This window comes from Brevundimonas naejangsanensis, assembly GCF_000635915.2.
Lineage (GTDB): Bacteria > Pseudomonadota > Alphaproteobacteria > Caulobacterales > Caulobacteraceae > Brevundimonas > Brevundimonas sanguinis.
In genome coordinates this window covers 2,022,601-2,045,932 of record NZ_CP015614.1, presented here as the reverse complement: position 1 = coordinate 2,045,932, position 23,332 = coordinate 2,022,601, and the positions used below count along the sequence as shown (strand labels likewise).

At 69.5% G+C, this 23,332-nt stretch carries 24 protein-coding genes; 17 read left to right on the top strand and 7 right to left on the bottom strand.

The window, feature by feature from the left end; translation table 11 throughout:
* Window position 1: 1 nt before the first annotated feature.
* The 13 genes from ccmI (at window position 2) to DA69_RS09670 (ending at window position 13,437) form a co-directional block, all read left to right on the top strand.
* Window positions 2–820: a c-type cytochrome biogenesis protein CcmI gene (gene ccmI / locus DA69_RS09730; protein ID WP_025978530.1), complete on the top strand. Its 819-nt coding sequence runs from the start codon at window positions 2–4 to the stop codon at window positions 818–820.
* A gap of 66 nt (window positions 821–886) precedes the next feature.
* Window positions 887–1,378 (top strand): cytochrome c maturation protein CcmE, encoded by a 492-nt coding sequence (gene ccmE / locus DA69_RS09725; protein WP_025978529.1) that lies wholly within the window; start codon window positions 887–889, stop codon window positions 1,376–1,378.
* A 3-nt stretch (window positions 1,379–1,381) separates the two neighbouring features.
* Window positions 1,382–3,391: a heme lyase CcmF/NrfE family subunit gene (locus DA69_RS09720; RefSeq protein ID WP_025978528.1), complete on the top strand. Its 2,010-nt coding sequence runs from the start codon at window positions 1,382–1,384 to the stop codon at window positions 3,389–3,391.
* Window positions 3,388–3,867 carry a cytochrome c-type biogenesis protein gene (locus tag DA69_RS09715; RefSeq protein ID WP_025978527.1) on the top strand — a complete coding sequence of 160 codons (480 nt, stop codon included), beginning with the start codon at window positions 3,388–3,390 and terminating at the stop codon, window positions 3,865–3,867. The genes DA69_RS09720 and DA69_RS09715 overlap by 4 nt, the downstream gene beginning before the upstream one ends.
* 170 nt (window positions 3,868–4,037) lie before the next feature.
* On the top strand, window positions 4,038–5,585 hold the full coding sequence (locus DA69_RS09710; RefSeq protein ID WP_025978526.1) for a Do family serine endopeptidase: 1,548 nt from the start codon (window positions 4,038–4,040) through the stop codon (window positions 5,583–5,585).
* A gap of 65 nt (window positions 5,586–5,650) precedes the next feature.
* Window positions 5,651–6,322 (top strand): response regulator transcription factor, encoded by a 672-nt coding sequence (locus tag DA69_RS09705; protein WP_025978525.1) that lies wholly within the window; start codon window positions 5,651–5,653, stop codon window positions 6,320–6,322.
* Window positions 6,323–6,399: 77 nt separating this feature from the next.
* Window positions 6,400–6,798, top strand: coding sequence for an endonuclease domain-containing protein (locus DA69_RS09700; RefSeq protein ID WP_025978524.1), 399 nt, complete (start codon window positions 6,400–6,402; stop codon window positions 6,796–6,798).
* On the top strand, window positions 6,795–8,210 hold the full coding sequence (locus tag DA69_RS09695; protein ID WP_025978523.1) for a sensor histidine kinase: 1,416 nt from the start codon (window positions 6,795–6,797) through the stop codon (window positions 8,208–8,210). Before DA69_RS09700 ends, DA69_RS09695 begins: the two co-directional genes overlap by 4 nt.
* Window positions 8,207–11,092 carry a bifunctional [glutamine synthetase] adenylyltransferase/[glutamine synthetase]-adenylyl-L-tyrosine phosphorylase gene (locus DA69_RS09690; protein ID WP_025978522.1) on the top strand — a complete coding sequence of 962 codons (2,886 nt, stop codon included), beginning with the start codon at window positions 8,207–8,209 and terminating at the stop codon, window positions 11,090–11,092. The genes DA69_RS09695 and DA69_RS09690 overlap by 4 nt, the downstream gene beginning before the upstream one ends.
* 67 nt (window positions 11,093–11,159) lie before the next feature.
* Entirely contained in the window at window positions 11,160–11,813 is a 654-nt protein-coding gene (locus DA69_RS09685) for a hypothetical protein (protein WP_025978521.1), read from the top strand.
* A gap of 62 nt (window positions 11,814–11,875) precedes the next feature.
* Complete coding sequence (locus DA69_RS09680; RefSeq protein WP_025978520.1) at window positions 11,876–12,451, top strand: RNA polymerase sigma factor; 576 nt, start codon at window positions 11,876–11,878, stop codon at window positions 12,449–12,451.
* A gap of 9 nt (window positions 12,452–12,460) precedes the next feature.
* Entirely contained in the window at window positions 12,461–12,901 is a 441-nt protein-coding gene (locus tag DA69_RS09675; RefSeq protein ID WP_029972722.1) for a hypothetical protein, read from the top strand.
* Window positions 12,902–12,903: 2 nt separating this feature from the next.
* Window positions 12,904–13,437, top strand: a complete 534-nt coding sequence (locus tag DA69_RS09670) for a periplasmic heavy metal sensor (protein WP_025978518.1) — start codon at window positions 12,904–12,906, stop codon at window positions 13,435–13,437.
* Here the strand turns inward: DA69_RS09670 and DA69_RS09665 are convergent.
* From DA69_RS09665 to DA69_RS09655, 3 genes are all read right to left on the bottom strand, one after another.
* On the bottom strand, window positions 13,422–15,809 hold the full coding sequence (locus DA69_RS09665) for an ATP-binding protein (RefSeq protein WP_025978517.1): 2,388 nt from the start codon (window positions 15,807–15,809) through the stop codon (window positions 13,422–13,424). The genes DA69_RS09670 and DA69_RS09665 overlap by 16 nt on opposite strands.
* Before the next feature lie 102 nt (window positions 15,810–15,911).
* Complete coding sequence (locus DA69_RS09660; RefSeq protein WP_025978516.1) at window positions 15,912–16,502, bottom strand: hypothetical protein; 591 nt, start codon at window positions 16,500–16,502, stop codon at window positions 15,912–15,914.
* 89 nt (window positions 16,503–16,591) lie between these two features.
* The gene (locus DA69_RS09655) at window positions 16,592–17,005 is read right to left on the bottom strand and encodes a CBS domain-containing protein (RefSeq protein ID WP_025978515.1); all 414 of its coding nucleotides are present in this window, start codon (window positions 17,003–17,005) and stop codon (window positions 16,592–16,594) included.
* A 242-nt stretch (window positions 17,006–17,247) separates the two neighbouring features.
* Here DA69_RS09655 and pncB point away from each other — a divergent pair, with 242 nt between their 5' ends.
* The gene (pncB, locus tag DA69_RS09650; RefSeq protein ID WP_025978514.1) at window positions 17,248–18,558 is read left to right on the top strand and encodes a nicotinate phosphoribosyltransferase; all 1,311 of its coding nucleotides are present in this window, start codon (window positions 17,248–17,250) and stop codon (window positions 18,556–18,558) included.
* Window positions 18,559–18,635: 77 nt separating this feature from the next.
* Entirely contained in the window at window positions 18,636–19,208 is a 573-nt protein-coding gene (locus DA69_RS09645; protein WP_025978513.1) for an NADPH-dependent FMN reductase, read from the top strand.
* 7 nt (window positions 19,209–19,215) lie between these two features.
* Here the strand turns inward: DA69_RS09645 and DA69_RS09640 are convergent, their stop codons facing one another.
* Window positions 19,216–19,881: a class I SAM-dependent methyltransferase gene (locus tag DA69_RS09640; protein ID WP_025978512.1), complete on the bottom strand. Its 666-nt coding sequence runs from the start codon at window positions 19,879–19,881 to the stop codon at window positions 19,216–19,218.
* Window positions 19,868–20,440: a hypothetical protein gene (locus DA69_RS09635; RefSeq protein WP_134582389.1), complete on the bottom strand. Its 573-nt coding sequence runs from the start codon at window positions 20,438–20,440 to the stop codon at window positions 19,868–19,870. The genes DA69_RS09640 and DA69_RS09635 overlap by 14 nt, the downstream gene beginning before the upstream one ends.
* Before the next feature lie 124 nt (window positions 20,441–20,564).
* On the opposite strand from DA69_RS09635, the gene DA69_RS09630 reads away from it, so the two are divergent.
* Both DA69_RS09630 and DA69_RS09625 read left to right on the top strand, forming a co-directional pair.
* Window positions 20,565–20,972 carry a hypothetical protein gene (locus DA69_RS09630; protein ID WP_025978510.1) on the top strand — a complete coding sequence of 136 codons (408 nt, stop codon included), beginning with the start codon at window positions 20,565–20,567 and terminating at the stop codon, window positions 20,970–20,972.
* Window positions 20,972–21,169, top strand: a complete 198-nt coding sequence (locus tag DA69_RS09625; protein ID WP_025978509.1) for a helix-turn-helix transcriptional regulator — start codon at window positions 20,972–20,974, stop codon at window positions 21,167–21,169. Before DA69_RS09630 ends, DA69_RS09625 begins: the two co-directional genes overlap by 1 nt.
* Before the next feature lie 159 nt (window positions 21,170–21,328).
* Here DA69_RS09625 and DA69_RS09620 read toward each other — a convergent pair whose 3' ends face one another.
* Window positions 21,329–22,171, bottom strand: a complete 843-nt coding sequence (locus tag DA69_RS09620; RefSeq protein ID WP_025978508.1) for a DUF3298 and DUF4163 domain-containing protein — start codon at window positions 22,169–22,171, stop codon at window positions 21,329–21,331.
* 25 nt (window positions 22,172–22,196) lie between these two features.
* The gene (locus DA69_RS09615; protein ID WP_025978507.1) at window positions 22,197–23,216 is read right to left on the bottom strand and encodes a UbiA family prenyltransferase; all 1,020 of its coding nucleotides are present in this window, start codon (window positions 23,214–23,216) and stop codon (window positions 22,197–22,199) included.
* Between the last annotated feature and the right edge of the window lie 116 nt (window positions 23,217–23,332).

Genomic DNA, 23,332 nt, shown 5'->3' with positions numbered 1-23,332 from the left:
CATGACGATCTTCTGGATCATGACGGCGCTTGTGACCGCCCTGGCGGGGCTGGCCGTGCTGTCCGCCGCCCGGCGCGGGGCGCAGGCTGAGAGCGTGGCCGACCGCGACGCGGGCGCACGCGAACTGGCCGAGCTGGACCGGCTGAAGGCGCGGGGCCTGCTGGACGAGGCGAGTTGGACCGCCGCGCGAGCCGAAGCGGGCCGTCGCCTGCTGGCCGCTCAGCGCGCGGATCGCCGTCCGGTGTCGTGCCCGGCCGACCGCTATTGGGTGCTGGGCGGGATCGGAGCCGCGGCCGCCGCGTCGCTGGGCCTTTATGCCGTCTTCGGCGCGCCGGGAATGAAGGATCAGGCCTATGAGACCCGCGTGCGCGAATGGGCCTCGACGCCCGAGGCGCTGGAGCCGGCTCAGGTCGCGGCCGTGCTGGGGCAGGTGGTCAAGGACCGGCCCGACGACCGTCTGGCCCTGACCATGCTGGGCGCTGCCCGGTTCGAGGCGGGCGACCCCATCGGCGCGGCCTCGGCCTTCCGCCGCGCCCTGGCCATCCAGCCGGACGACGCCCAAAGCTGGGCGCGCCTGGGCGAGAGCCTGGTGCGGGCCAATGACGGCGCGGTCGACGGCGACGCCGAGGCGGCCTTCCGTCAGGCGGTCAAGCTGGACCCGGATCAGTTGGGGGCGCGCTTCTATCTGGGCGACGCCGCCCTGGCGCGCGGCGACGTGGCTGAGGCCGAGGCCATGTGGTCGCCGCTGATCGCCGCGCTGGCGCCGTCCGACCCGCGCCGGGCGGATCTGCAGAAACGCCTGACCGAGGCCGCGCGATGACGCTTTGGCCCGCCCTGAACCTCGCCCTATATGCGACGGCTTTTTCGCCGCACTCGGATCGTTGACATGAGCTGGTTGCCCAAATCGCCCAAGGCGCGCCGTCGCCTGTGGGTCGTCATCGCCGCGGCGCCCGTGCTGGCCCTGGCCGTCGGCCTGTCGCTGTGGGCGATGAAGGACAATGTGACCTTCTTCTACTCCCCCTCGGAAGTGACGCCGCAGAAGGTGCCTGCCGGGCAGATGATCCGTCTGGGCGGTCTGGTCGAGGCCGGCAGCGTGCAGAAGGCCGCCGACGGCTCGGTCGTCTTCGTCGTCACCGACAACGGGGCGACGGCGCAGGTGATCTATCAGGGCGACCTGCCCGACCTGTTCCGCGAGGGGCAGGGCATCGTGGCGCAAGGGTCGTTCCGCCCCGACCGCGTGTTCGAGGCCAGCCAGGTGCTGGCCAAACACGACGAGACCTACATGCCGCGCGAAGTCGCCGACCGGCTGAAGGAAAAGGGCGAGTGGCGGCCTGACGATGCGGCGGCGCCCGCCGTCGCCGCGCAGCAGGGGACTTAAGCCTTGATCGTCGAACTGGGCGCCTTCGCCCTGATCCTGGCGCTGGCGCTGTCGGTCCTCAGCCTGGCGCTGACCACGGCGGGGCGGCTGCGGCTCAGCCCCGTGCTGGCGGGCGCCGGCGGCGGCGCCATGCTGGCCTCGGCCGGGGCGATCCTGTTGGCCTTCGGCGCCCTGATCTACGCCTTCGTGGTGTCGGACTTCTCGGTGTCGAACGTGGCCATGAACAGCCACACCGACAAGCCGGTCTTCTACAAGGTCGCCGCCGCCTGGGGCAGCCATGAAGGCTCCCTGCTGCTGTGGTGTCTGGTGATGACGGTCTTCGGCGGGGCGCTGGCCCTGGCGCGCGGCCTGCCGTTCGGGCTGAAGACCTCGGCCGTGGCCGTGCAGGCGGGCCTGTCGAGCCTGTTTCTGGCCTTCGCCGCCTTCACCTCCAACCCCTTCTTCCGGCTGGACCCGGCCCCGGTGCAGGGCGCGTCGCTGAACCCCCTGCTGCAGGACCCAGCCTTGGCCGTGCATCCGCCGCTGCTGTACGGCGGCTATGTCGGCTTTTCCGTCTGCTTCTCGCTGGCGGTCGCCGCCCTGATCGAGAAGCGGGTCGATCCGGCGTGGGGGCGCTGGGTGCGGCCGTGGGCGCTGGCGTCCTGGGCCTTGCTGACGGTCGGCATCGCGCTGGGCTCTTTCTGGGCCTATTACGAGCTGGGCTGGGGCGGCTGGTGGTTCTGGGATCCGGTCGAGAACGCCAGCTTCATGCCGTGGCTGGCGGGCGCGGCTCTGCTGCACTCGGCCATCGTCACCGAGCGGCGCGGGGCGCTGGCGGGCTGGACGGTGTTCCTCGCCATTCTGGCCTTCACCTTCTCCATGCTGGGCGCGTTTCTGGTGCGCTCGGGCGTGTTGACCAGCGTTCACGCCTTCGCCGTCGATCCCCAGCGGGGGATGATGCTGCTGGCCATTCTGGGGCTGGCGGCGGGCGCGGCCTTCATCCTGTTCGCCCTTCGCGCCCCGGCGATCCGGTCGGGCGCGGCCTTCGCGCCGATCAGCCGCGAAGGCGCGCTGGTGCTGAACAACCTGTTCCTGACGGCGGCGGCGGCGACGGTGCTGCTGGGCACACTTTATCCGCTGATCCTGGAGGCCGTGACCGACGCGACCATCTCGGTCGGCCCGCCCTATTTCAACGCCGTCTTCAATCCGCTGATGATCGTCGCCTGCCTGATCCTGCCCGCCGGGCCGCTGCTGGCGTGGAAGCGAGGCGATCTGAAGGGCGCCCTGCAGCGCCTTTGGCTGGCCGCTGGCTTGGCCTTGGCCGCCGCCGTCGCCGCCTTCTTCCTGTTCGAGCCCAAGAAGGCGCTGGCCGCCGCAGGGCTGGGCGTCGGGGCGTGGCTGATCCTCGGCGCGCTGGCCGAACTGGGCGTGCGGACCAAGGCCCTGGGCGCGCCCTTGAGCGAGACTCTGCGCCGCGCCAAGGGCCTGCCGCTGGGCGCCTGGGGCATGGCGTTGGCCCACGCGGGTCTGGGCGTTTTCATCCTGGGCGCCGTCGTCGAGACCAGCTTCAAGGCCGAGGCCGCCGCCGCCCTGCCGCTGGGCGGGGAAGTCGCCGCCGGGCCGTGGAAGGCGCGGCTGGACGCGGTGCAGGTCATCGAGGGGCCGAACTATCTGGCTGAGCAAGGCCGCCTGACCATCATGTCCGTCGACGGCCGCGCGCCTGAGCGCGTCATCACCGCCGAGCGTCGCTTCTTCCCGGCGGGCGGCCAGACGACGACCGAGGTCGGCCTCGACTTCCGCGGGCTGGACGACGTCTACGCCGTCATGGGCGACCGGGCGGCGACGGAGACGGGAGAACGCGCCTGGATCGTGCGCATCTACTACAATCCGTGGGCGCGGCTGATCTTTCTGGGACCGGCGCTGATGGCGCTAGGCGGGCTGATCTCCCTGCTGGACCGTCGCCTGCGCGTCGGGGCGGGTTCGCGCGTCAAGAAGGCCGCCAAGCCGGCCGAGCCCGTGGAGGCGCAGGCATGAGGCGCGCCGCCGCCCTGTTCGCCGCGGCCCTGCTGGCCAGTGCAACTGCGCCGGCTCTGGCCGAGCCGCCGCCGGCGCCTGACCGGCCGCTGACGGACCCGGCGCAGGAAGCCCGCGCCCGCGCCCTGTTCGGCGACATCCGCTGCGTCGTCTGTCAGCATGAATCGATCGCCGACAGCCCGGCAGGCATCGCCGCGGACCTGCGCGGTCTGGTGCGCGAGCAGATCGCGGCGGGAAAGACCGACGCCCAGATCAAGGACGACCTGATCCGGCGCTATGGCGATTACGTGCTGTTCCAGCCGCCGGTTCGGATCGGCACCTGGCTGTTGTGGTTCGGCCCGTTTGCGCTAGCGGCGGGGGCGGGCGTCGTGCTGGTCCTGCGCGCACGCCGTAGCGAGACTGCGGAAGCCGCGCCGCTGACGCCTGAAGAAGAGCGCGCCCTGGCCGCCCTGACGGGCGACGACGAAAAGGCCTAGCTATCCGTTTGGAAAGCCTTCGCCGCCTTCCTGACGCAGACGCGCCACATGCGGAACGATGATCAAAGTCAATCATTGCGACGGCGTGCATTGGCTTGAGCCTTGACGCCCTATATCCATGGGCGAACGGAGCTTTCCGTGAACGCCAGTAAAAGACTGCAAGGACGACGATGCTGAAACGCAAGGAGTTCATTCTGGGGGCCGCTGTCGGCCTGACCTTCGCCGCCGCCGCGACGGCGGGCGGGGTCATCACCTGGCCGGGCGCCGAGGCGGCGCCGGCAGCCAAGGTCGGACAGCTGGTTCCCTCGGCCGGGGCCGGAGCGTTGGCGTTCGCCCCGCCGCAGGGCGCACCGCTCAGCTTCGCCGACATCTTCCAGCAGGTCGCCCCCGCCGTTGTGCAGATCGACGTCAAGACCCGCGTCCAGCGCCCGCGCGGCGTGTTCCAGATCCCCGGCTTCGGCGCCGTGCCGATCCCCGGCGCGCCGGGCGGCTCGGGTGAAGGCGAGGAAGACAACACTCAGCTAGCCGCCGGCGCGGGTTCGGGCTTCTTCATCTCGGCCGACGGCTTCATCGTCACCAACAATCACGTGGTGGAGAACGCCGAGGAGATCTCGGTCAAGCTCAGCGACGGCCGCGAACTCAAGGCCAAGCTGATCGGCCGCGACGAAGGCACAGACCTGGCCGTCATCAAGGTCGAAGGTTCGGCCTTCCCCTTCGTCAGCTTTGAAGAAGCCGCCGAGCCGCGCGTCGGCGACTGGGTCATCGCCGTGGGCAACCCCTTCGGCCTGGGCGGCACGGCGACGGCCGGCATCGTCTCGGCCAAGTCGCGCGACATCGATCCGATCGGCTACAACGAATATCTGCAGATCGACGCGGCCATCAACCGCGGCAACTCCGGCGGTCCGACCTTCGACATCTACGGCCGCGTCATCGGCGTGAACACGGCGATCTTCTCGCCGTCGGGCGGCTCGGTCGGCATCGGCTTCGCCATTCCCGCGACCACGGCCAAGGCCGTCACCGACAAGCTGATGCGCGGCGAGACGGTCCAGCGCGGCTATCTGGGCGTGCAGATCCAGACCCTGTCCAAGGAGGCGGCCGCCGCCCTGGGCCTGAACGAAGACGTCAAGGGCGCCTATGTCGCCGAGGTCACGGCCGGCGCGCCGGGCGAGCGCGGCGGGATGCAGATCGGCGACGTGGTCGTCAGCGTCAACGGCGAGGCGGTCGATAGCTCGACCGAGCTGACCCGTCGCGTCGCCCGCGCCAAGCCTGGCGATACGCTGCGGCTTGAAGTCCTGCGGGACGGCAAACGCCAGACGCTGAACATTCGCGCGGGCACCCGTCCGTCGGAAGCCGAGCTGAACGGCGATCAGGGTTCAAGCGCCCAGCAACCCGGCGAAGACGGCGCGGCTGTCGGTCAATCGATCGAGGGCCTGACAGTCACGCCGATCACCTCGGCTCTGCGTCAGCGCTACTCCATCCCCGACGACATGCAGGGCGTAGTGGTCACCGCCGTGGCCCCGCGTTCGGAAGCGGGCAAGATGCGTATGCCCGTCGGCACGGTCATCCAGCGCGCCAACAACCGCGTGGTCCGTTCCGACGCCGACTTCAAGGCGGCCGTGGACGAGGCGCGCTCGGCGGGACGGCCGGGAGTCTTCCTGCTCATCCGGGTGCAGGGAACCAACTCATCGGTGGTTCTGCCCTTCGCCAAGTCTGAATAAGGCGTAACTCACGGGATCGGCGGCGATGCGCTAACATCGCCGCCGAATCTTTTTTGGGAGGCTGCATGCGTATTCTGGTGGTTGAGGACGATGCTGAAGCCGCGACCGCCATGGTGCGCGGCCTGAGCGAGGCCGGGCACGAGGTCACCCACGCCGTGGACGGCGCCTTCGGCCTGCTGGAATCGCAGAAAGGCGGCTACGACGTCTATGTCGTGGACCGCATGATGCCGCGCCTGGACGGCGTCGGCATGGTCGAAACCATCCGCAAGGGCGGCGACCAGACGCCGGTGCTGTTCCTGTCCGCTCTGGGCGAGGTCGAGGACCGCGTGACGGGCCTGAAGGCCGGCGGCGACGACTATCTGGTCAAACCCTACGCCCTGGCCGAACTGGTCGCCCGGGTCGAGGCCCTGTCGCGCCGACGCGAGACCGGCGGGGTCCAGACCGTGCTCAAGGTCGGCGACCTGGAGATGAATCTGATCGCCCGCACCGTCCACCGCGACGGCCAGGAGATCGACCTGCAGCCGCGCGAGTTCCAGCTGCTGGAGTTCCTGATGCGCCACGCGGGCCAGTCGGTGACGCGCACCATGCTGCTGGAGAAGGTCTGGGAATACCACTTCGACCCTCAGACCAACGTCATCGACGTGCACATCAGCCGCCTGCGCTCCAAGATCGACAAGGGTTTCGACAGGGCCATGCTGCAGACCGTGCGCGGCGCAGGGTACCGGCTGGAGGCGTAAGGCGCGCAATCTTTCTCCCTCCCCTTGATGGGGAGGGTGGCCGGCGCAGCCGGTCGGGTGGGGAGGGCTTGCAGATCATGGCGATCATTGCTCGAGCCCGCGCCATGCGAAAGGCCCTGACGCCGCCCGAGGCGCGCTTGTGGGTGCAGTTGAAGTTGTTGCGCACTCAAGGGTTTCATTTTCGGCGGCAGGCGCCGTTTCGCGGCTATTATCTCGACTTCGTCTGTTTCGACCGGCGCTTGGTCATAGAGGTGGACGGCGTCACCCACACGGTCGAGGCGCGGGCGAACAGGGACAAGATGAGGAACGCCGTGCTGGCAGGCGAAGGGTTCACGACGCTGAGGTTCGACAACGCCGCCGTTCGCGATGATCTGGACGGCGTGATGGGGGGCATAATGGGCGCGCTTGAGGCCCCCCCCACCCGGTCGCTGCGCGACCACCCTCCCCATGAAGGGGAGGGAGATAAGCCAAAGTGAAACTGCCCTCCCTTTTCCGCCGCACGCCCTTTCGGCTGACGCTGCTGTTTCTGGCGCTGTTCGTGGCGACGGCCAGCGCGGTGCTGGCCTATGTCTATTTCGCCTCGGCGTCAGAGGCGCGGATGCGGGCGGAGGCCAGCGTTCAGGGCGAGATCGACAGCCTGACCGCCATCTATCGCACACGCGGCCGAGACGCCCTCAATCAGGCGCTGGTCGAACGGGCGATCCGCAACGGGCCGTATCTCTACGTCTTCAAGGACGCCGAGGGCCGCATCATCACCGCCAACATCACCGACGTGCCCGACGGGGTGAAGCCGGGGCAGTGGGACAGTTTCCGCCTGACCGACACGGATGAAGACGGTCGCGTCCGGCGCCGCCAATCGATCGGCATCGACACCCCGCTGTCGGGCGGCGAACACCTGTTCGTGGGCGAGGACATCGGCGACATCGAGGCCTATCTGGCGCGGCTGACCCAAGCCCTGTGGGGGGCGATGGTCATGGTGCTGTTGCTGGGCGTGGGCGGCGGGCTGTGGATCAGCCGCAGGGTCGAGCGGGTCATGGCCGGGCTGAACCGCGTGGTCACGGCGGTGCAGGAGGGCGACCTGAAGGCGCGCGTGCCGATCCGCCATTCCGGCGACGAATTGGACGAGTTGGCCGAGGGTCTGAACGGCATGCTGGATCGGCTGGAAGGCTCGATGGCCTCGATCCGCCATGCCGGCGACGCCATCGCCCACGACCTGCGCACGCCGCTGAACCGGATGAAGGCCAAGATGGAGGTGGCCCTGATTGACGCCGAGGCGGGGCGGACCTCGGGCGTCGACGCCCTCAGCGTGGCGCTGGACGAGGCGGACGCCCTGCTCAAGACCTTCAACACCGTCCTGGCCATCGCCCGCCTTCAGTCGGGCGGTTCGCCCGAGCCGAGTGTGTTCGACGCCGCCGATCTGGCTGCCGACATGGCCGAGCTTTACGAACCGGCGGGCGAGGACAAGGGGCTGGAGTTCGCCGCCGAGATCGAGAAGGGGCTGTTGATCGAGGGCAACCAGCCCTTCCTGGCCCAGGCCCTGGCGAATCTGATCGACAACGCCATCAAATATACGCCCGAGGGCGGGGCTGTGATGTTCCGCGCGCGGCGGCGCTCGTCCGGCGATGTAGAGTTTTCCGTCACCGACAACGGGCCGGGCGTGCCGGACGAGGATCGCGAACGGGTGCTGCAACGCTTCGTGCGCCTGGACAACAGCCGCACCGAGCCGGGGTCGGGCCTGGGCCTGTCGCTGGTGACAGCGGTGGCCGAGGCGCACGGCGGCCGCATCCAGCTGGACGAAGGCCCGGGCGTCTATGACGGACGCGGGCCGGGCCTGCGCGTGGCCCTGATCCTGCCCCCAGCGACGCGCCCGCCCGAGGCCGAGGCGTGAGCCAAGGTCTGGCGGCGCGGTTGCAGCCCTGCGGCCCCGTCCGCGACGCACAGGCGGCGGCGCGCCTGCATGAACGACTGATCGAGGCGGCGGGCGCCGATGGCTGGCGCGCGACGCTGGATGCGGCGTGGGGGGCCTTGCTGCCGGTGTTCGCCGCCTCGCCCTATCTGGCCGGGCTGGCGCGGCGCTGGCCGGATCGGTTGCGGCGGACGCTGGACAGCGACCCCGAGGCGCGGCTGGCGGAAATTCTGGCGGCGATGGAAGCCCTGACCGGCGCGCCGGACGAGGCCAAGGCGCCGCTGCGTCATCTGAAGGCGGAACTGCATCTGCTGACGGCCCTGTGCGATCTGGGCGGAGTCTGGGATCTGGATCAGGTGACGGGCGCCCTGTCGCGGTTCGCCGACGCGGCGGCGCGCGCGGCGCTCAGAATACTGGCCGACGACTGGCGCAGGCGCGGGCGGCTGATCTCGGCGCCCGACGACCCGCGCGGGCCGGTTCCGGGCCTGTTCGTCCTGGCGATGGGCAAGGGCGGGGCCTTCGAGCTGAACTATTCCTCGGACATCGACCTGTCGCTCTTCTACGAGCCGGAGGTATTGGAGGCCGCCCTGTCCGAGGGCGTCGAAATGCAGGGCTTCGTCAACCGTCTGGCGCAGGGGCTGACCGCCCTTCTGAGCGAGCGGACGGCGGACGGTTACGTCTTCAGGGTCGATCTGCGGCTGCGGCCCGACCCGTCGTCGACCCCGCCGGCGGTCGCGGCGCCGATGGCCCTGGCCTACTATGAATCCGTCGGCCAGAACTGGGAGCGAGCGGCCTTCATCAAGGCCCGCGTCTGCGCCGGCGACGCGGCCGAGGGCGCCGGTTTCCTGAAGGCGCTGGTCCCCTACATCTGGCGCCGCAGTCTGGACTATCAGGCGGTGCTCGACATCCAGTCGATCAAGAAGCAGATCCACGTCCACAAGACCGGCGAGGGGCTGGAGGCGGCGGGCGCCAACCTGAAGCTGGGTCGCGGCGGCATCCGAGAGATCGAGTTCTACGTCCAGACTCAGCAGCTGATCCTGGGAGGCCGCAACCGGGCCTTGCGCTCGCCGCGCACGCTGGAGGCGCTGGACGCCCTGACCAAGGCGGGGCACGTCAGCCCTGAGGCGCGCGATGAACTGCGCGCCGCCTATGTGACCTTGCGCGCGCTGGAGCATCGGGCCCAGATGCTGGCGGACGAACAGACGCATATCCTGCCCGTCGATCCCGACCGCCGCGCCGATGTGGCGGCTCTGACCGGACAGGGCGATCTGGCGGCCTTCGACGCCGGGATCGAGCGCCTGCTGATGCGCGTCAACGCCCGCTATGGCGAACTGTTCGAAGGCGGTGAAGACCTGTCCTCGCCCTATGGCAGCCTCGTCTTCACCGGGGTGGAGAACGACCCCGGCACGCTGGCGACGTTGGCCCGCATGGGCTTTTCCGAGCCCGCCAGCGTGTCCGACACGATCCGCAGCTGGCACCACGGCCGCATTCAGGCGACCCGGACGGCGCGCGGACGCGAGCTGTTCACCCGGCTGGCGCCGCAACTGCTGACGGCGGTGGCCAAGACGGGGGCGCCGGACGCGGCCTTCCGCCGGTTCGCCGTCTTCTTCGCAGGGCTGAGTGCGGGTGTGCAGGTGCAGGCCCTGTTCCTGAACCAGCCCAAGCTGTTCGAACTGGTGGTCGAGGTGATGGCCTTTGCGCCACGGCTGGCCCGGATGCTGGGGCGGCGTCCGCAGGCGCTGGACGGCGTGCTGGACGCGCGCTTCCTGACGGATCTGGACACCGACTCGGGCGTCGTCGCCCAGCTTCTGGCCGAGGCCGCCGCCGCGAGCGATTTCGAGGAGGCGATGAACGTCGTGCGTCGCCAGCATCGCGAGCAGGTCTTTCGCATCGGCATGCACACCATCACCGGCCGCGCGGGGCCGGAGGAGGCCGGGCGCGCCAACACCGATCTGGCCGACGCCTGTATGCGGGCGCTGGCCCCGGCGGCCTTGAAGGAGGCCGAGCGCCTCGGCGGGGCGCTGGACGGCGCGGCCGCCGTCGTCGCCCTGGGCAAGGCGGGCTCGCGCGAGATGTCGGCGGGCTCGGACCTGGACCTGATGACCGTCTATGCGGCGCCGCCTGAGGCCGCATCCGCCGGGCGCGGCTGGAGCGCCGAGGCCTTTTACGGCCGCTTCACCCAGCGGTTCATCGCCGCCCTGTCCGCCCACACCGCCGAGGGCGGCCTGTATGAGGTCGACATGCGCCTGCGCCCTACGGGCTCTAAGGGGCCGGTGTCGGTGCGGCTGGAGACCCTGCGCGCCTATTACGCCGAAGAGGCCGACACCTGGGAGTTCATGGCCCTGACCCGCGCGCGCGTGGTCTGGGCCAGCGATGAGGCATTCGGCGCCGAGGTCACGGCGGCGCTGGAGGAGGCCTTGCGGCGGCCCAGGGACGCGGTGCAAACCGCGCGCGAAGTGCGGGCCATGCGCGATCTGATGGAGCGCGAACGGGCGGCTAAGGGGTTCTGGGATCTGAAGCTGTCGGCGGGGGCTCAGGTGGACGCCGAGTTCGTCGGCCAGTACCGCCAGCTGATGGCGGGGGCGGCGGGCCGGCCCCTGACCGTCTCGACGCTGGAGGCGCTGAAGGACGACCCCGTGCTGGCCGACAGCTGGCGCATGCATCAGCAGCTGTCGCAACTGACCGCCTGCGCCTTTGAAGATAAAAACGACCCCGATGAGGAGCCGCCAGGCTTTCAGCAGCGTCTGGCCGCAGCGGTCGGGGCGCCGGATTTCGACACGCTGAAGGCGCAGCTGATCGATCTGCGGCTACGCGCGCGGCGGGCCTTTGATTCGGTTCTGCCGCCGATCAGCGACGGAAACTGATCCGGTCGCCGTTCTATCTCTCGACAGGGATGCTTTCGGGGCGGCTTCGCCCCAGGAGACCATCGAGATGAAGACCATATTCGCCGCCGCCGCCGTATCCGCCCTCATGCTGACGCTGGGCGGCGCCGCTGCGGCGCAGACCACGCCGGAAACGGGACGCCAGGCGCGCATGGCCCAGTCTGCGGGTCAGCCGATCAGTCAGGCTGACTTTGTTCAGCGCCGCGTCGAGCGGTTGCGGGCCGCCGACGCCAACGGAGACGGTCAGGTGACGGCCGAGGAAATGCGCGCCCATGCTCAGGCCCGCCGCGCCGAACGTCGCGCCGCCCAGTTCGATCGCCTGGACGCCGATAAGGACGGCTCCATCAGCCGCGCCGAGTTCGAGGCGCCGCGCCAGCAGGCGCGCGGAGAAGGCCGGATGGCCGCCGGCCGCTGGGGCCATGCACGAGGCGGCATGAAGCAGGGGCGCATGGGGGGCCACGCCGCGCGCGGCGGCGCGGACCGCTTTCCCATCGTCATCGCCGAAGCGGAGCGCAAGGCGACGGAAAGCTTCACCCGCATGGATGCGAACCGCGACGGGATGCTGAGCGTCGACGAACGCCGCGCCGCCATGCAGGCGGGCCGCGCCGAGATGCGTCAGAAGCGCGAGATGCGCCGGATGCAGCGTCCGTCGGCCGAGCGCCCGCAGGGGACGGCGTCGCCTTCGGCGCCCGTTTCGGAGTAAGGTGATGTCGGGGACGGCGGCTGGACCGCTCGCCCTTGTTGCAGCCAAGCAAAGAGGCGTGATTGGCGAAGGTCGCCGACCCCGACGAGGACCTGGTGAAGCGCGTGGGCGCGGGCGATCCTGCCGCCGTTCAGGCCATGGTCGCGCGCAAGCTGCCGCGCATGTTGTCGCTCGCTCAGCGGATGCTGGGCGACGCGGCGGAGGCTGAGGACGTGGCTCAGGAGGCGATGCTCAGAGCCTGGAAACAGGCGCCGCGCTGGACGCCCGGTCAGGCGCGCTTCGACACCTGGCTGCATCGCGTGGCCCTCAACCTCTGTTACGACCGCCTGCGCCGCCGCCGCGAGATCGCGACGGACGTCATGCCTGACCATATCGACGACGGCCCGGCGCCGGACCGGGGCCTGCTGGCCGCGGAGACGGGCGCCCAGGTTCAGGCGGCCCTGTCGCGCCTGCCCCCGCGCCAGCGCGAGGCCATCGTCCTGTGCCACTATCAGGAGCTGGGCAATATCGAGGCCGCCGCCCTGATGGAGATCAGCGTGGAGGCGCTGGAAAGCCTGTTGTCACGCGGGCGGCGGGCCTTGCGGACGGCGCTGGCGGACATCGCGCCGCAGGGCGTCGTGAAGGCGACGGGGAGATAAGGGCTGAAGATGACGACGATGGACCTGGAACGTTTTGAGCATCTGGCCGACGCCTATGGCGCGGACCTGCGCCGCTGGCCCGAAGCGGAGCGCGAGGCCGCGCGCCGGTTGTTGGTCGCCGATCCGCGCGCAGGGCGGGTTCTGGGCGAGGCGGACTTGCTGGACGCTTTTCTGGATGCCGCGCCGCGTCCGGCGCCGTCGCACGCCCTGCGCGAGCGGGTCATCGCTGATGCGGCGGGCGCCCATCTTGGGCGGCGCCGAGGGCTGTTGGGGCCGTTCGCGTGGATGTCGGGCGCAGGCTGGGCCGCCGCCGCCTGTGCGGGCGTGGCTTTCGGCATGGTGCTGACCAGTCAGATGACGGCGGAAATCAGGGCCGACACCGTCTTGTATCAGGCCAGTCTGACGGCGCCGGACGACGCGGAGATCCTGGCCGCTGGCCTGGGGGGATAGGTATGAACAAGGGTCTGAAGATCGCCCTGGCGGCCTCGGTCGCGCTCAACATCTTCGCCGTTGTCGGCGGGGGCACCGCTTGGGTGCTGTCGCGCAAGGCGCAGGAGCAGGCGGCGGAAGGGCGCCGGCCGGGCCGCAGCGAGCCCGTCTGGGCCGTGGTCGAGGCCTTGCCGCCCGCCGTGCGCGATCAGGTCAAGGGCGAGCTGCGCGCCAGCGCCCTTGAGGCGCGGCCAGACTTCGAGGACGCTCGCGCCGCGCGGCGCGAGGCCATCGCCATGACGGCGTCGGACGGCTTTGACGCCGTGGCGGTCGCCGCCCTGCTGGAACGCTCGCGCGCGTCGGAGATGCGCGGGCGGGCGCGGCTGGAAGCCGGGGCCGTCGAGACTCTGGGGCGGCTGTCGGCGGCCGATAGAAAGGCCCTGGCGCCGATCCTGTCGCGTCATAAGTCGAAAGCGCGCGACAAGGGCGCGGCGTCCGAGACGCAGCATCCGGCGCACAAGGCGGGCGATGCGGCGGGGGATCAGGCCGCGCGCTGAACCCGCTGAACCGGGCCGTCCACAGGCTTCATGGCGCCTTGCGGGGCTTTGACGGGCAGGTCGAACCAGACGGTGGTGCCGCGTCCCGGCTCGCTGTCGATCGTCATCCGGCCGCGATGCAGCTCGATCAGCGACTTGGTCAGGGCCAGGCCAAGACCCGTGCCCTGCGTCGATTTGGAATGCTGGCCTTCGACCTGTTCGAACGGCTGGGCCAGGCGCGCCAGGTCGTCCGCCGAGATGCCGATGCCGGTGTCGGCCACGGCGATGCGCACCGTCTCATCGTCTCGGGGAACCACGCTGACCCGGACCGCCCCGCCCTCGGGCGTGAACTTCACGGCGTTTGAGATCAGGTTCAGCAGGACCTGTTTCAGGCCTCGCTGATCGGCCTCGACGCGCAGGCCGTCCGGACAGGATAGGGCCAGCCGCAACTGGGACTCCAGGGCCTTGCCGCGCATCAGCCGCACCGCCTCGCCGCACAGCACGTCCAGCGCCACCGCCTCATAGTGCAGGGTCAGCTTGCCCGCCTCGATCTTGGCCATGTCGAGGATGTCGTTGATCAGGCTGAGCAAGTGCTGGCCCGAGGCGTGGATGTCGGCGGCGTAACCCTTGTAACGAGGGTCGCCCAGCGGCCCGAACATCTCGCCCGCCATGATCTCCGAGAAGCCGTTGATGGCGTTCAGCGGCGTGCGCAGTTCATGGCTCATATTGGCCAAGAACTCGGACTTGGCGCGGTTGGCGTCTTCGGCGCGGGTCATGGCGACCTCATATTTGCGCGCGAGCAGGGACAGCTTGTCCTGGCTGGCCTCCAGCTCTTCGACCATGGCGCGCAGTTCATCGGCGGCGCGGCGGCGCTCGGCCTCCTGGCGGCGGACGACGGTGATGTCGGCGCAGATCACCACCGTGCCCCCGTCGCCGGTGAAGCGCTCAGCCATCTGCAGCCAGCGGCCATCCTTCAGCTCGACCTCGCGTACGCCTGCGCGGCCTTCGACGGAGGGACGCTCGGACTTGATGGCGTCGGCGGCGATGCGGTTGAGCTCGTCCTTCAGCGCGCCGCGCCGAACGACGCCGGGCGGAAAGGCGAAGGCGTCCTGAAAGCCCTGATTCCACAGGATCAGACGGCCGCGTCGGTCGAACAGGACGAATGCGTCCGACACGCTCTCGATCGCGTCGCGCAACCGACCCTCGGCGGCCTGGGCCTGCGCCTTGGTGCGGCGCGCGTCGGTCACGTCCAGCGCCACGCCCATCAGGCTGACGAAGGCGCCGTCGCGGCGGGGCTGGCGCGACTGGCCGCGCGCGTCGATCCACCGGACGCCGCCCGATTTCAGCGGAATCGGGAAGGCGGCCTCGAACGCGCCGCTGACGGCCGCTTCGTCCAGGGCCTGATGCAGCACGTCGCGATAGGAGGGGTGGACGCGCTCGATCAGAGCCTGCGTCGTCAGCCGCGTGCCCTCCTCGACCTCCAGAAGGGCGGCCATATAGTCGGACAGGACCATCTCGCCGCGACTGATGTCCCACTCCCATATGCCGCAACGAGCGGCCTCGACCGCCACGCGGAAGCGCCGCTCGGTCTCGGCCCAGCGACGGCCTGCCCGCATCTGGCGGCTGTTCTGAACGGCGATGACGGCCAGCATCAGCACCACGAGCAGCAAGGGCCCGGCCAGCATCCAGGCGTCTTCCAGCCAGGCGGCCAGGCCGTGGGCGCGGGGCAGGGCGGCCACCACGGCCAGCCCGGTGTCGCCGATGGGCGCGACGGCGGCCGAGCGCGCCTGTCCGTCCGGTCCCTTGACCGCGCGGCCCGGCTCGGCCGGGGTATGGCCCGCCGGCATGACCGACAGGGTCACGTCCCTCAGGCTGGGCTTGAGTTCAGGCAGGGGCGTGCGGGCCAGCAGGATCGCGCCGCCGCCCGCCGTGACGCTCTGGGTCATGCCGTCCTCGCCCAGCTGGACGGCGGAGATAGCGGCGGCGGGGGCGGACAGGCGCGCGCCGCTGGCGGCCAGAATCTGGCCCTGCGGGTCCACGATCATGAAGGCGGCTTCGGGCGCCAGACCGCGCGCATGATCAAGGGCGGCGGCGGGCTGAGCGGGCGTCTGGTTCAGGGCGCGGGCGCCTGCGCGCAGGGCCAGGGCGGCGCGGTTGGCCTGGGCCTCGACCTGCGAGGCGGCCAGGCGGGCTTCCAGGCTGAGGGCTTCGATGCGGGCGGCCTCGGCTTCGCGGCGGGGCCGGTCGGCTTCGCGCAGGACCAGCAGGGCGTAAGCCACAAGCGCAATGGCGACGGCGAGCGCAAGGATGCGCGCCCAGGGAGCGGATCGCGCGCCCTGTCGGTCCGTGGCCCTGCGGCCCGGCCCATAGCTGCGCCGCTCTATGCCCTGCAAAAGGCGACCTCCTGTGCCGATTCAGCGAAGAATCTAGGCTGTGTCGCCGACTCCTGTCGAGGGTCGGCGGCCGGGAGGGGGCCTCAAGGCTGCGCTTGGCCGCTAAGCCTCGGTTTCGAAAGGCGGGGCGGCCTCGCCGGGCCCGGTTCGCGCGGCTTCGTGCGGAGGGGCGAGCACGTCGGTGATCCGACGCAGCACCGTCTGGGCCCGGCGCGCCAGGCGCACGGTCTCGGGCGGGGCGTCTTCCGGGGCCTCGGCCACCGACGCCAGCAGTTCGCGCGCCAGATCCATCAGGTCAGGCGCGGCGGCGATCAGGCGGGACTGGAACTCGATGCGCTGAGGATCGCGGTCGTATTCGGCGCCGGGCACGCGCCAGCCGCCCCAGTCGGCCTTGTCGGTGACCACGACCGGATAGCTGCCGGGGAAGGGATGGTGGGCGCAATCGGCGGCGTCCTGCCACTTGTTGCGCGCGCGCAGGATGCGCCAGTCGCCTATGGCTGTGGCCGCGCGGTCCTCAGCGGGCAGTTGCAGCTCGGCGCCGGCGAATTCACGCCCCAGACCCACGTCGTAGGTGATGCGGACGGGCTCGTCGAAGCCCTTGGCCCAGACCGGATTGACCTTCTCGACCTGGGCCCAGACGCCGACGCTTTCGACCCAGACCTTCTGGCCCTTCTGGAACTGGGCGCGCGCCATGCCGGTCTCTCCTGAAAATCAAAGAGGCAGCATGGCGCGTCAGCTGTTATCGCGGGGTTCCGCGACATGGTTAGCGGGCCTTAAAGCCGTCAGCCGGGGCGGGAAATCTCTTCCAGCGCCTCTCCGGCGTAGCGTTCCTTGACCCGTGTGGACAGGTCGCCTAGCGACACCACCCCGACCAGGCGGCCGTCCTTGTCCACCACCGGCAAGCGGCGGATCTGACGCGACGACATCAGGTCCAGGGCGACCTTCAAATCATCGTCGGCCCGCACCACAAGGGCGTCGCGCGACAGCACGTCCAGCACCCGCGCGTTCGGCCCGGCCCCAGAGGCTACGCCGCGCACGACGATATCGCGGTCGGTCAGGGCGCCGATCAGCCGGTCGCCGTCGGCCACGGGGATAAAGCCGAAGTCGCCCGCCGCCATGCGTCCGGCGACGGCCTGCAGGGTGTCTTCGGGGCGGGCGACCTGCACGTCCTTGCTCATCACGTCGCGAATCTTCATGGCGTTCTCCCGGTGAAAGGGGCTCGTGGCGGCCCTGCGGGGAAACCCGCGCGCGAGGCGTGCAGTTCCACCGCAGGCGTGTTGGCGACGTTCGCCAGGACGCCCGCCATCGTAATCGATCGCGGCGCGCCCAATATGTTAGCGGAGGCGCAGCCTGGCGGCCGAGCTTGTGTGTGATAGGCAGGGGGGCGACGCGCCCTGCGTCAGGCGAACCGGTGAAATAAAAGGCGGATTGATCGGGCATGGCGAACATCGACCTGGCCAAGCGGGCCTATGATCACGGCTGGCGCCTGGACCCCATCGTCCGCAGCCTGCTGGACACCGACTTCTACAAGCTGCTGATGCTGCAGCTGATCTGGCGGCGGTTCCGCGACGTGCCGGTGACGTTCTCGGTCATCAACCGCACGACTTCGGTGCGCCTGGCCGAAGAGGTGGACGAGGCCGAACTGCGCGCCCAGCTGGACCACGCCCGCTCCTTGCGCTTCACCAACCGCGAGCTGATCTGGCTGGGCGGCAACACCTTCTACGGGGTGAAGTCGATCTTCAGCCCGGACTTTCTGGCGTGGCTGGCCGAATATCGTCTGCCGGAATACGACCTCTCGCGCAGCGCCGACGGTCAGTACCGGCTCGAGTTTTCGGGAAGCTGGGCCGATGTCACCCTGTGGGAAATCCCCGCCCTGTCGATCCTGAACGAGCTGCGCAGCCGCCGGGCCTTGCGCCGAATGGGCCGGTTCGAACTGGACATCCTCTATTCGCGCGCCAAGACCAAGCTGTGGAGCAAGATCGAGCGCCTGCGACAGCTGGAGCCGCTGTCCCTGTCCGACTTCGGAACGCGCCGCCGCCACGGCTTCCTGTGGCAGGGCTGGTGCGTCGAAGCGCTGAAGGAGGGGCTGGGAAGCGCCTTCATCGGCACCTCCAACGTCCTGCTGGCCATGAACAACGACCTTGAGGCCATCGGCACCAACGGCCACGAACTGCCGATGGTGCTGGCGGCGATGGCGGGCGAGGACGAGGCGGCTCTGCGCGCCGCGCCCTATCGGGTGCTGGAGGAATGGCGCGCCGCCTATGACGGCAATCTGCTGATCGCGCTGCCGGACGCTTTCGGCACGCAGGCGTTTCTGAACGACGCGCCCGACTGGCTGGCCGACTGGAAGGGCTTCCGCCCCGATTCCGCTCCGCCGATCGAGGGCGGCGAGATCATCATGAAGTGGTGGGCGTCCAAGGGCCGCGACCCGCGCGAACGACTGCTGGTCCTGGCCGATGGGCTGGACGTGGACGGCATCGAGGCGGCCCACGCCCACTTCAAGGGCCGGGTGCGCACCAGCTTCGGCTGGGGCACCAATCTGACCAACGACTTCCGCGACTGCGCGCCGGTCGAGGCGCCTGAACTTCTGCCCCTGTCGCTGGTGTGCAAGGTGACGCAGGCGGCGGGCCGCCCGGCCGTCAAGCTGTCGGACAATGTCGAAAAGGCCACCGGCGACCGCGCCGAGATCGAACGCTATCTGCGCGTCTTCGGCGAGGCGGGACGGGGGCGGCAGGCCGTGCGCGTCTGAACGGAACCGCCAAGCTTGGCTGGGCATTGACTCGCCAGCGGCCGTGGACGCGGCCCTTACCCAGCAGGACGCCTGTCATGACCACCTATAACGTCGGCTACATCATCGGCAGCCTGGCCAAGGGCTCGATCAACCGCAAACTGGCCAAGGCGCTGGTTCGATTGGCGCCGGACAAGCTGAACATGAGCGAGATCAGCTTCGCCGACCTGCCGCTCTATTCCTCTGACTACGACGCCGACTATCCGGCCGTCGCCAACGACTTCAAGGCGGCGATCAAGGGCTCCGACGCCATCCTGATCGTCACGCCGGAATACAACCGCTCCATCCCCGGCGGGCTGAAGAACGCGCTGGACTGGGCCAGCCGGCCCTATGGGACCAATGTCTTCAAGAACAAGCCGACGGCGGTCATCGGCGCCTCGCCCGGCGCCATCGGCACGGCGGTCGGTCAACAGGCCCTGCGCCCGATCCTGGGCTTCCTCCAGGCCCCGCAGATGAACGCGGTCGAGGCCTACATCCAGTTCAAGCCGGACCTGATCGACGATGACGGAAACGTCAGCGTCCCCGGCACCGAACAGTTCCTGCGCGACTATATGGAAGCCTTCCACCAGCATATGGCGCGGGTGCTGACCGTCCTGCCGCGCGGCGCCTGAGGGGGCGTCAGGCGTCCAGCGACCAGACCCGCGTGCGCTTGACCTCCTGCTCCTCCAGCTCGCGCGTCGTGGGCACCCGGTATTCCGCCAGCAGGCTGAGCCCTTCCTTAGGGAAATAGGTGCGGCCGGGGTCGCCGACCAACACGCTTGTTCCGGCTGAGCGCGCCTGCTTCAGCCATGCCAGCATCGTCTGCGCCATCGGCCCCTCATAGAAGACGTCCCCGGCGCAGATCAGGTCGAACGACGCAGACGGCGCCTCCAGCAGATTGTCGGCGGTGAAGGCGATCTGGACGCCGTTGGCCTGCGCGTTCGCGGCCACGGCGGCGGCGCAGAAGGGGTCGATGTCGGCGGCCAGGACCGAGGCGGCGCCGGCCTTCATCGCCGCGATCCCGACGAGGCCCGATCCAGCGGCCAGGTCCAGCACCCGGCGCCCCGCTACAGCCTCCGGATGGTCCAGCAGCCAGCGCGCCAACGCCTGTCCGCCCGCCCAGGCGAAGGCCCAGAACGGAGGCGGCAGGCCCATCTCGCCAAGCTCTTCTTCCGTCAGGCGCCAGATGGGCGTGACCTCGTCTGCCAGCCACAGGGCGATTTCGGGCGTGTGCGAGACGGGCTGAAGACGGGTGTTGTCGCGAATGAAACGGGCAGGGTCGGCGATGCGCCTAGTCGAGCTCACGGGCGCCCTCGACGACGGCCTGATAGACCAGCGACCGGTCCGGCCCGCGCGTCATGTGCAGCAGCACCCAGGTCGAACCCTTGCGCGCCACGATCACTCTGACCTGATCGTTGAACACGCCGTCGGCGAACCCGGCCGGGGCCACGGTGTCGCTCAGAAGGATTAAGGCGCTCATGCCGGAACCGCAGCGGGCGATGCCGGTGCAGGCGAAGACGGTCTCATAACCGCCCTCGCGCAGGGCGTCTTCATAATGCCGCGCCATGTCGATCGGCGCGACGGCAGGGCGCACCACATAGTCCAGGTGGCTGATCTGGCCCTGCATGCGAAGGGCGCCTTCAGAAGCGGCGCCTTCGGCCACGGCGGCGGTCGGCAAGGTGATCTCGGCCACCGACAACTGCCGCCAGGCGCGAATGCGCGCCCCGTCGAGGCGCGGCAGGTCCCTGTAGTCGCGTGCGCCGCGCACGTCTTCCGCGTGAAATGGCGCGGGGGCGGAGGCGACCGCTGAAAGCGGCGCGGCTGTCGACAGGAAAGCGGCGACGAGGGCGAGGAGACTACGCATGAGGGCAAGCTAGGGGGCGCCGAAGCCTCTGGCAATAAAGTCAGCACAGGCTGATAAAAAGTCAGGTTGACATGACATAAGGCTGGTGTCAGGTTTTCGTGACATAAAGTCAGGAGCACCTGCTATGCCGGCCCTTTCTAAGCAACACGTTCCGGCGGGACGCCGCTACGTCCTGCGCACGTTCGGCTTTATGGCGGCCTATGTGGCGATCTGCGTGGCGATGATGACCACGGACCTGTTCGATGGCGTCATCGGCAGGCCTGTCGGTTGGGCGCTCGCCGCTATGGTCGTCGCCCCCGTGGTGGGGCAAATCTGGGCCACCCTGGCCCTGATGCGCGACAGCGACGAGTTCGTGCGCATGGTCACGGCCAAGCAGTTCATCATCGCCTCGGGGCTGGCGATGGCGGCGGCGACCTTCTGGGGCTTCGGCGAGAGTTTCGCCGGGGCGCCGCATCTGCCGGCCTGGCTGATCTATCCGCTGTTCTGGGCTGCGTTCGGCCTGGTCTCGTCCTTCATCCGGTCATCGAACTGATGAAGAACAAGCTGAAACTGCTGCGCGCCGAGAGGAACTGGACCCAGGAGCAACTGGGTCAGGCGCTGGGCGTGTCGCGCCAGGCGGTCAATGCTTTGGAGACTGAAAAGCACGACCCTTCGCTGGACTTGGCCTATCGCATCGCCGCCCTGTTCGAACAGCCGGTCGAGGACATCTTCGAGAACCCGCATGCCTGACGCGTCAAGTCAGGATAACCTTACTTCATAATCGCCCGCGTCACCGTCACCGGGGGAGACGTGGGCGCACGGCGACGGCGCCGGGCGTGACGCTGAAACGCGTCGACGACGCCCGGCGCTTCATCATGATCGACCAACCGGAACGATTGGGCGCCCTGATCAGGCGGCCGGCGCTTTCAGGCGCAAGTCCTCGGTCACGTCGCCTGCCTTGGTCGGAGCGCCTGCGAACTCGGCTGCATACTCCGGCGACAGGGCGCTCTGGAAGGCCGACAGCGGCAAGGTCAGGTAGTAGGCGCCCTCGACATAGGGACCGACCGCATAGGCGTCCAGCAGGAAGGTCAGGCCGCCCGCCTTGCCCGGCGTGGAGCCCGGAGCCAGCGTCACGGCCACGTCCTTCAGCTTGGGACAGGTCCACGTTCCGCTGGTGGTCGAGACGGGCGTGGCGCCGGGGCGTTTGGTCTTGGCGGTGTTCACCGCCTGGCACAGGGCGCGCTCCAGATTGGTCTTGTCGGCCTTGTCGGCGAACAGGTCGGCGGCGGCGATGCGGCGGCCTTCGCTCTTGTCCCACAGCAGGCCGGTGGCGACCGTGTTCGGGTGGGCGCCGCCCGAATAGTCGAAGTCGGTCCGCATCAGGCTGAACAGGCGGCCGGTCTCGATCGGGGCGCCGTAGACGATGGTCTTCTCATAGGGGGGCATGCCTTCGGGCGAGCCGGCCTCGGTGCGGTCGGCCTGGGCGCCCTCGGCGTATTCCTTCAGCTTGGCCACCTCGTCGCGGTACAGCGGAGTGTACAGCGCCGGATAGGACAGCACGGCCTCCGGCAGGCTCAGGCTGACCTTGGCGTAGGGCGTGGCGCTGTCGTACTTCAGCGGCCCTTCGACGGCGTGGGCGGAGGCGGCCGGCGCGGCCGGGGCCTCCTTCTTCTCATTGCGCTGGCACGCGGCGAGCGAGGCCGCGACGGCGGCGGTGACGAGAAGGACGCGAAGGGGGCGCGAAGGGATCATGCCGGGCTCCTTTGGAACGGTTCGATCAGAAAGCTAGGCCGTTGAACGCTATGGCGGCCAGAAGGATCAACCCCGCATCGCGATTTGATTTGAAAAGACGCAGGGACAGCTTCGGATCGTCCGGCCGCAACCGCCGCACCTGCCAGACGAAATGCAGGGCGTAGAGCGCCAGACCGACATAGAAGACCGGCGCCAGGCCCGCGACGTAGCCCGCCGCCCCCGCCAGGGCCACGGCCAGGATGTAAAAGACGGCCACGCCTTCCTTCACCTTGCCGCCCAGCGCTCGTGCCGAGGACTTTACCCCGGCCATGACGTCGTCCTCGATGTCCTGAAGCGCATAGATGGTGTCGTAACCCAGGGTCCAGAACAGCCCGCCCGCATAGAGCAGCCCCGCCGACAGGGCCAGGTTCCCCATGCGGTTCAGACCCTCGGCCATCCAGTAGCTGTCGCCGCTGAGCTTGACCTGCAGCACATAGAGCCAGCCGAGCGCGAACAGCCCGCCCGTCGCGGCGGCGAAGCCCAGCAGGGCGCCCCAGTTGAAGGTCAGGCCTAGCCAGGCCTGCGGCCACCAGGTGATGCGCTTCATGAAGGGATAGGCCGCCACCAGCCCCAGCGACAGGGCGCCCAGCAGCACCGACATCAGGTTCATCGTCAGCAGGATGCACAGGCTGATGAGGCTGAGGCCGCCGACGAAGGCCCACGCCTGCTTGACGCTGATCTGGCCTGCCGGAATAGGCCGCAAAGCGGTGCGCGCGACCTGGGCGTCGAAGTCGCGGTCGACGATGTCGTTCACCGCACAGCCCGCCCCGCGCATCAGGGCGGCGCCGATGGCGAAGCCGACGACCAGCCACAGCTCATAGCCGCCGAACGGCCGGTCGTACTGGTTCAGCGCCAGCATGATCCCCTGCCATCCAGGCAGCAGCAGCAGCCACGTCCCGATCGGCCGGTCGAAGCGGCCCAGCTTCAGCCAGGGCTTCAGACGCTCGGGCGCATGCCGATCGACCCAGTTCTGGCCAGCGGCGTCGGGAAGCGGGGCTGTGTTCATGCCTCTGGTCTTAGCCCCCAAGGCGGCGCGGGGTGAAGAGGCTGCATCAGATCGCCGTTGCATAAGGTCTTTCACCGGCCAGACAGGCGAGGGGATCGGAGAGGCCGGGCTTGCGC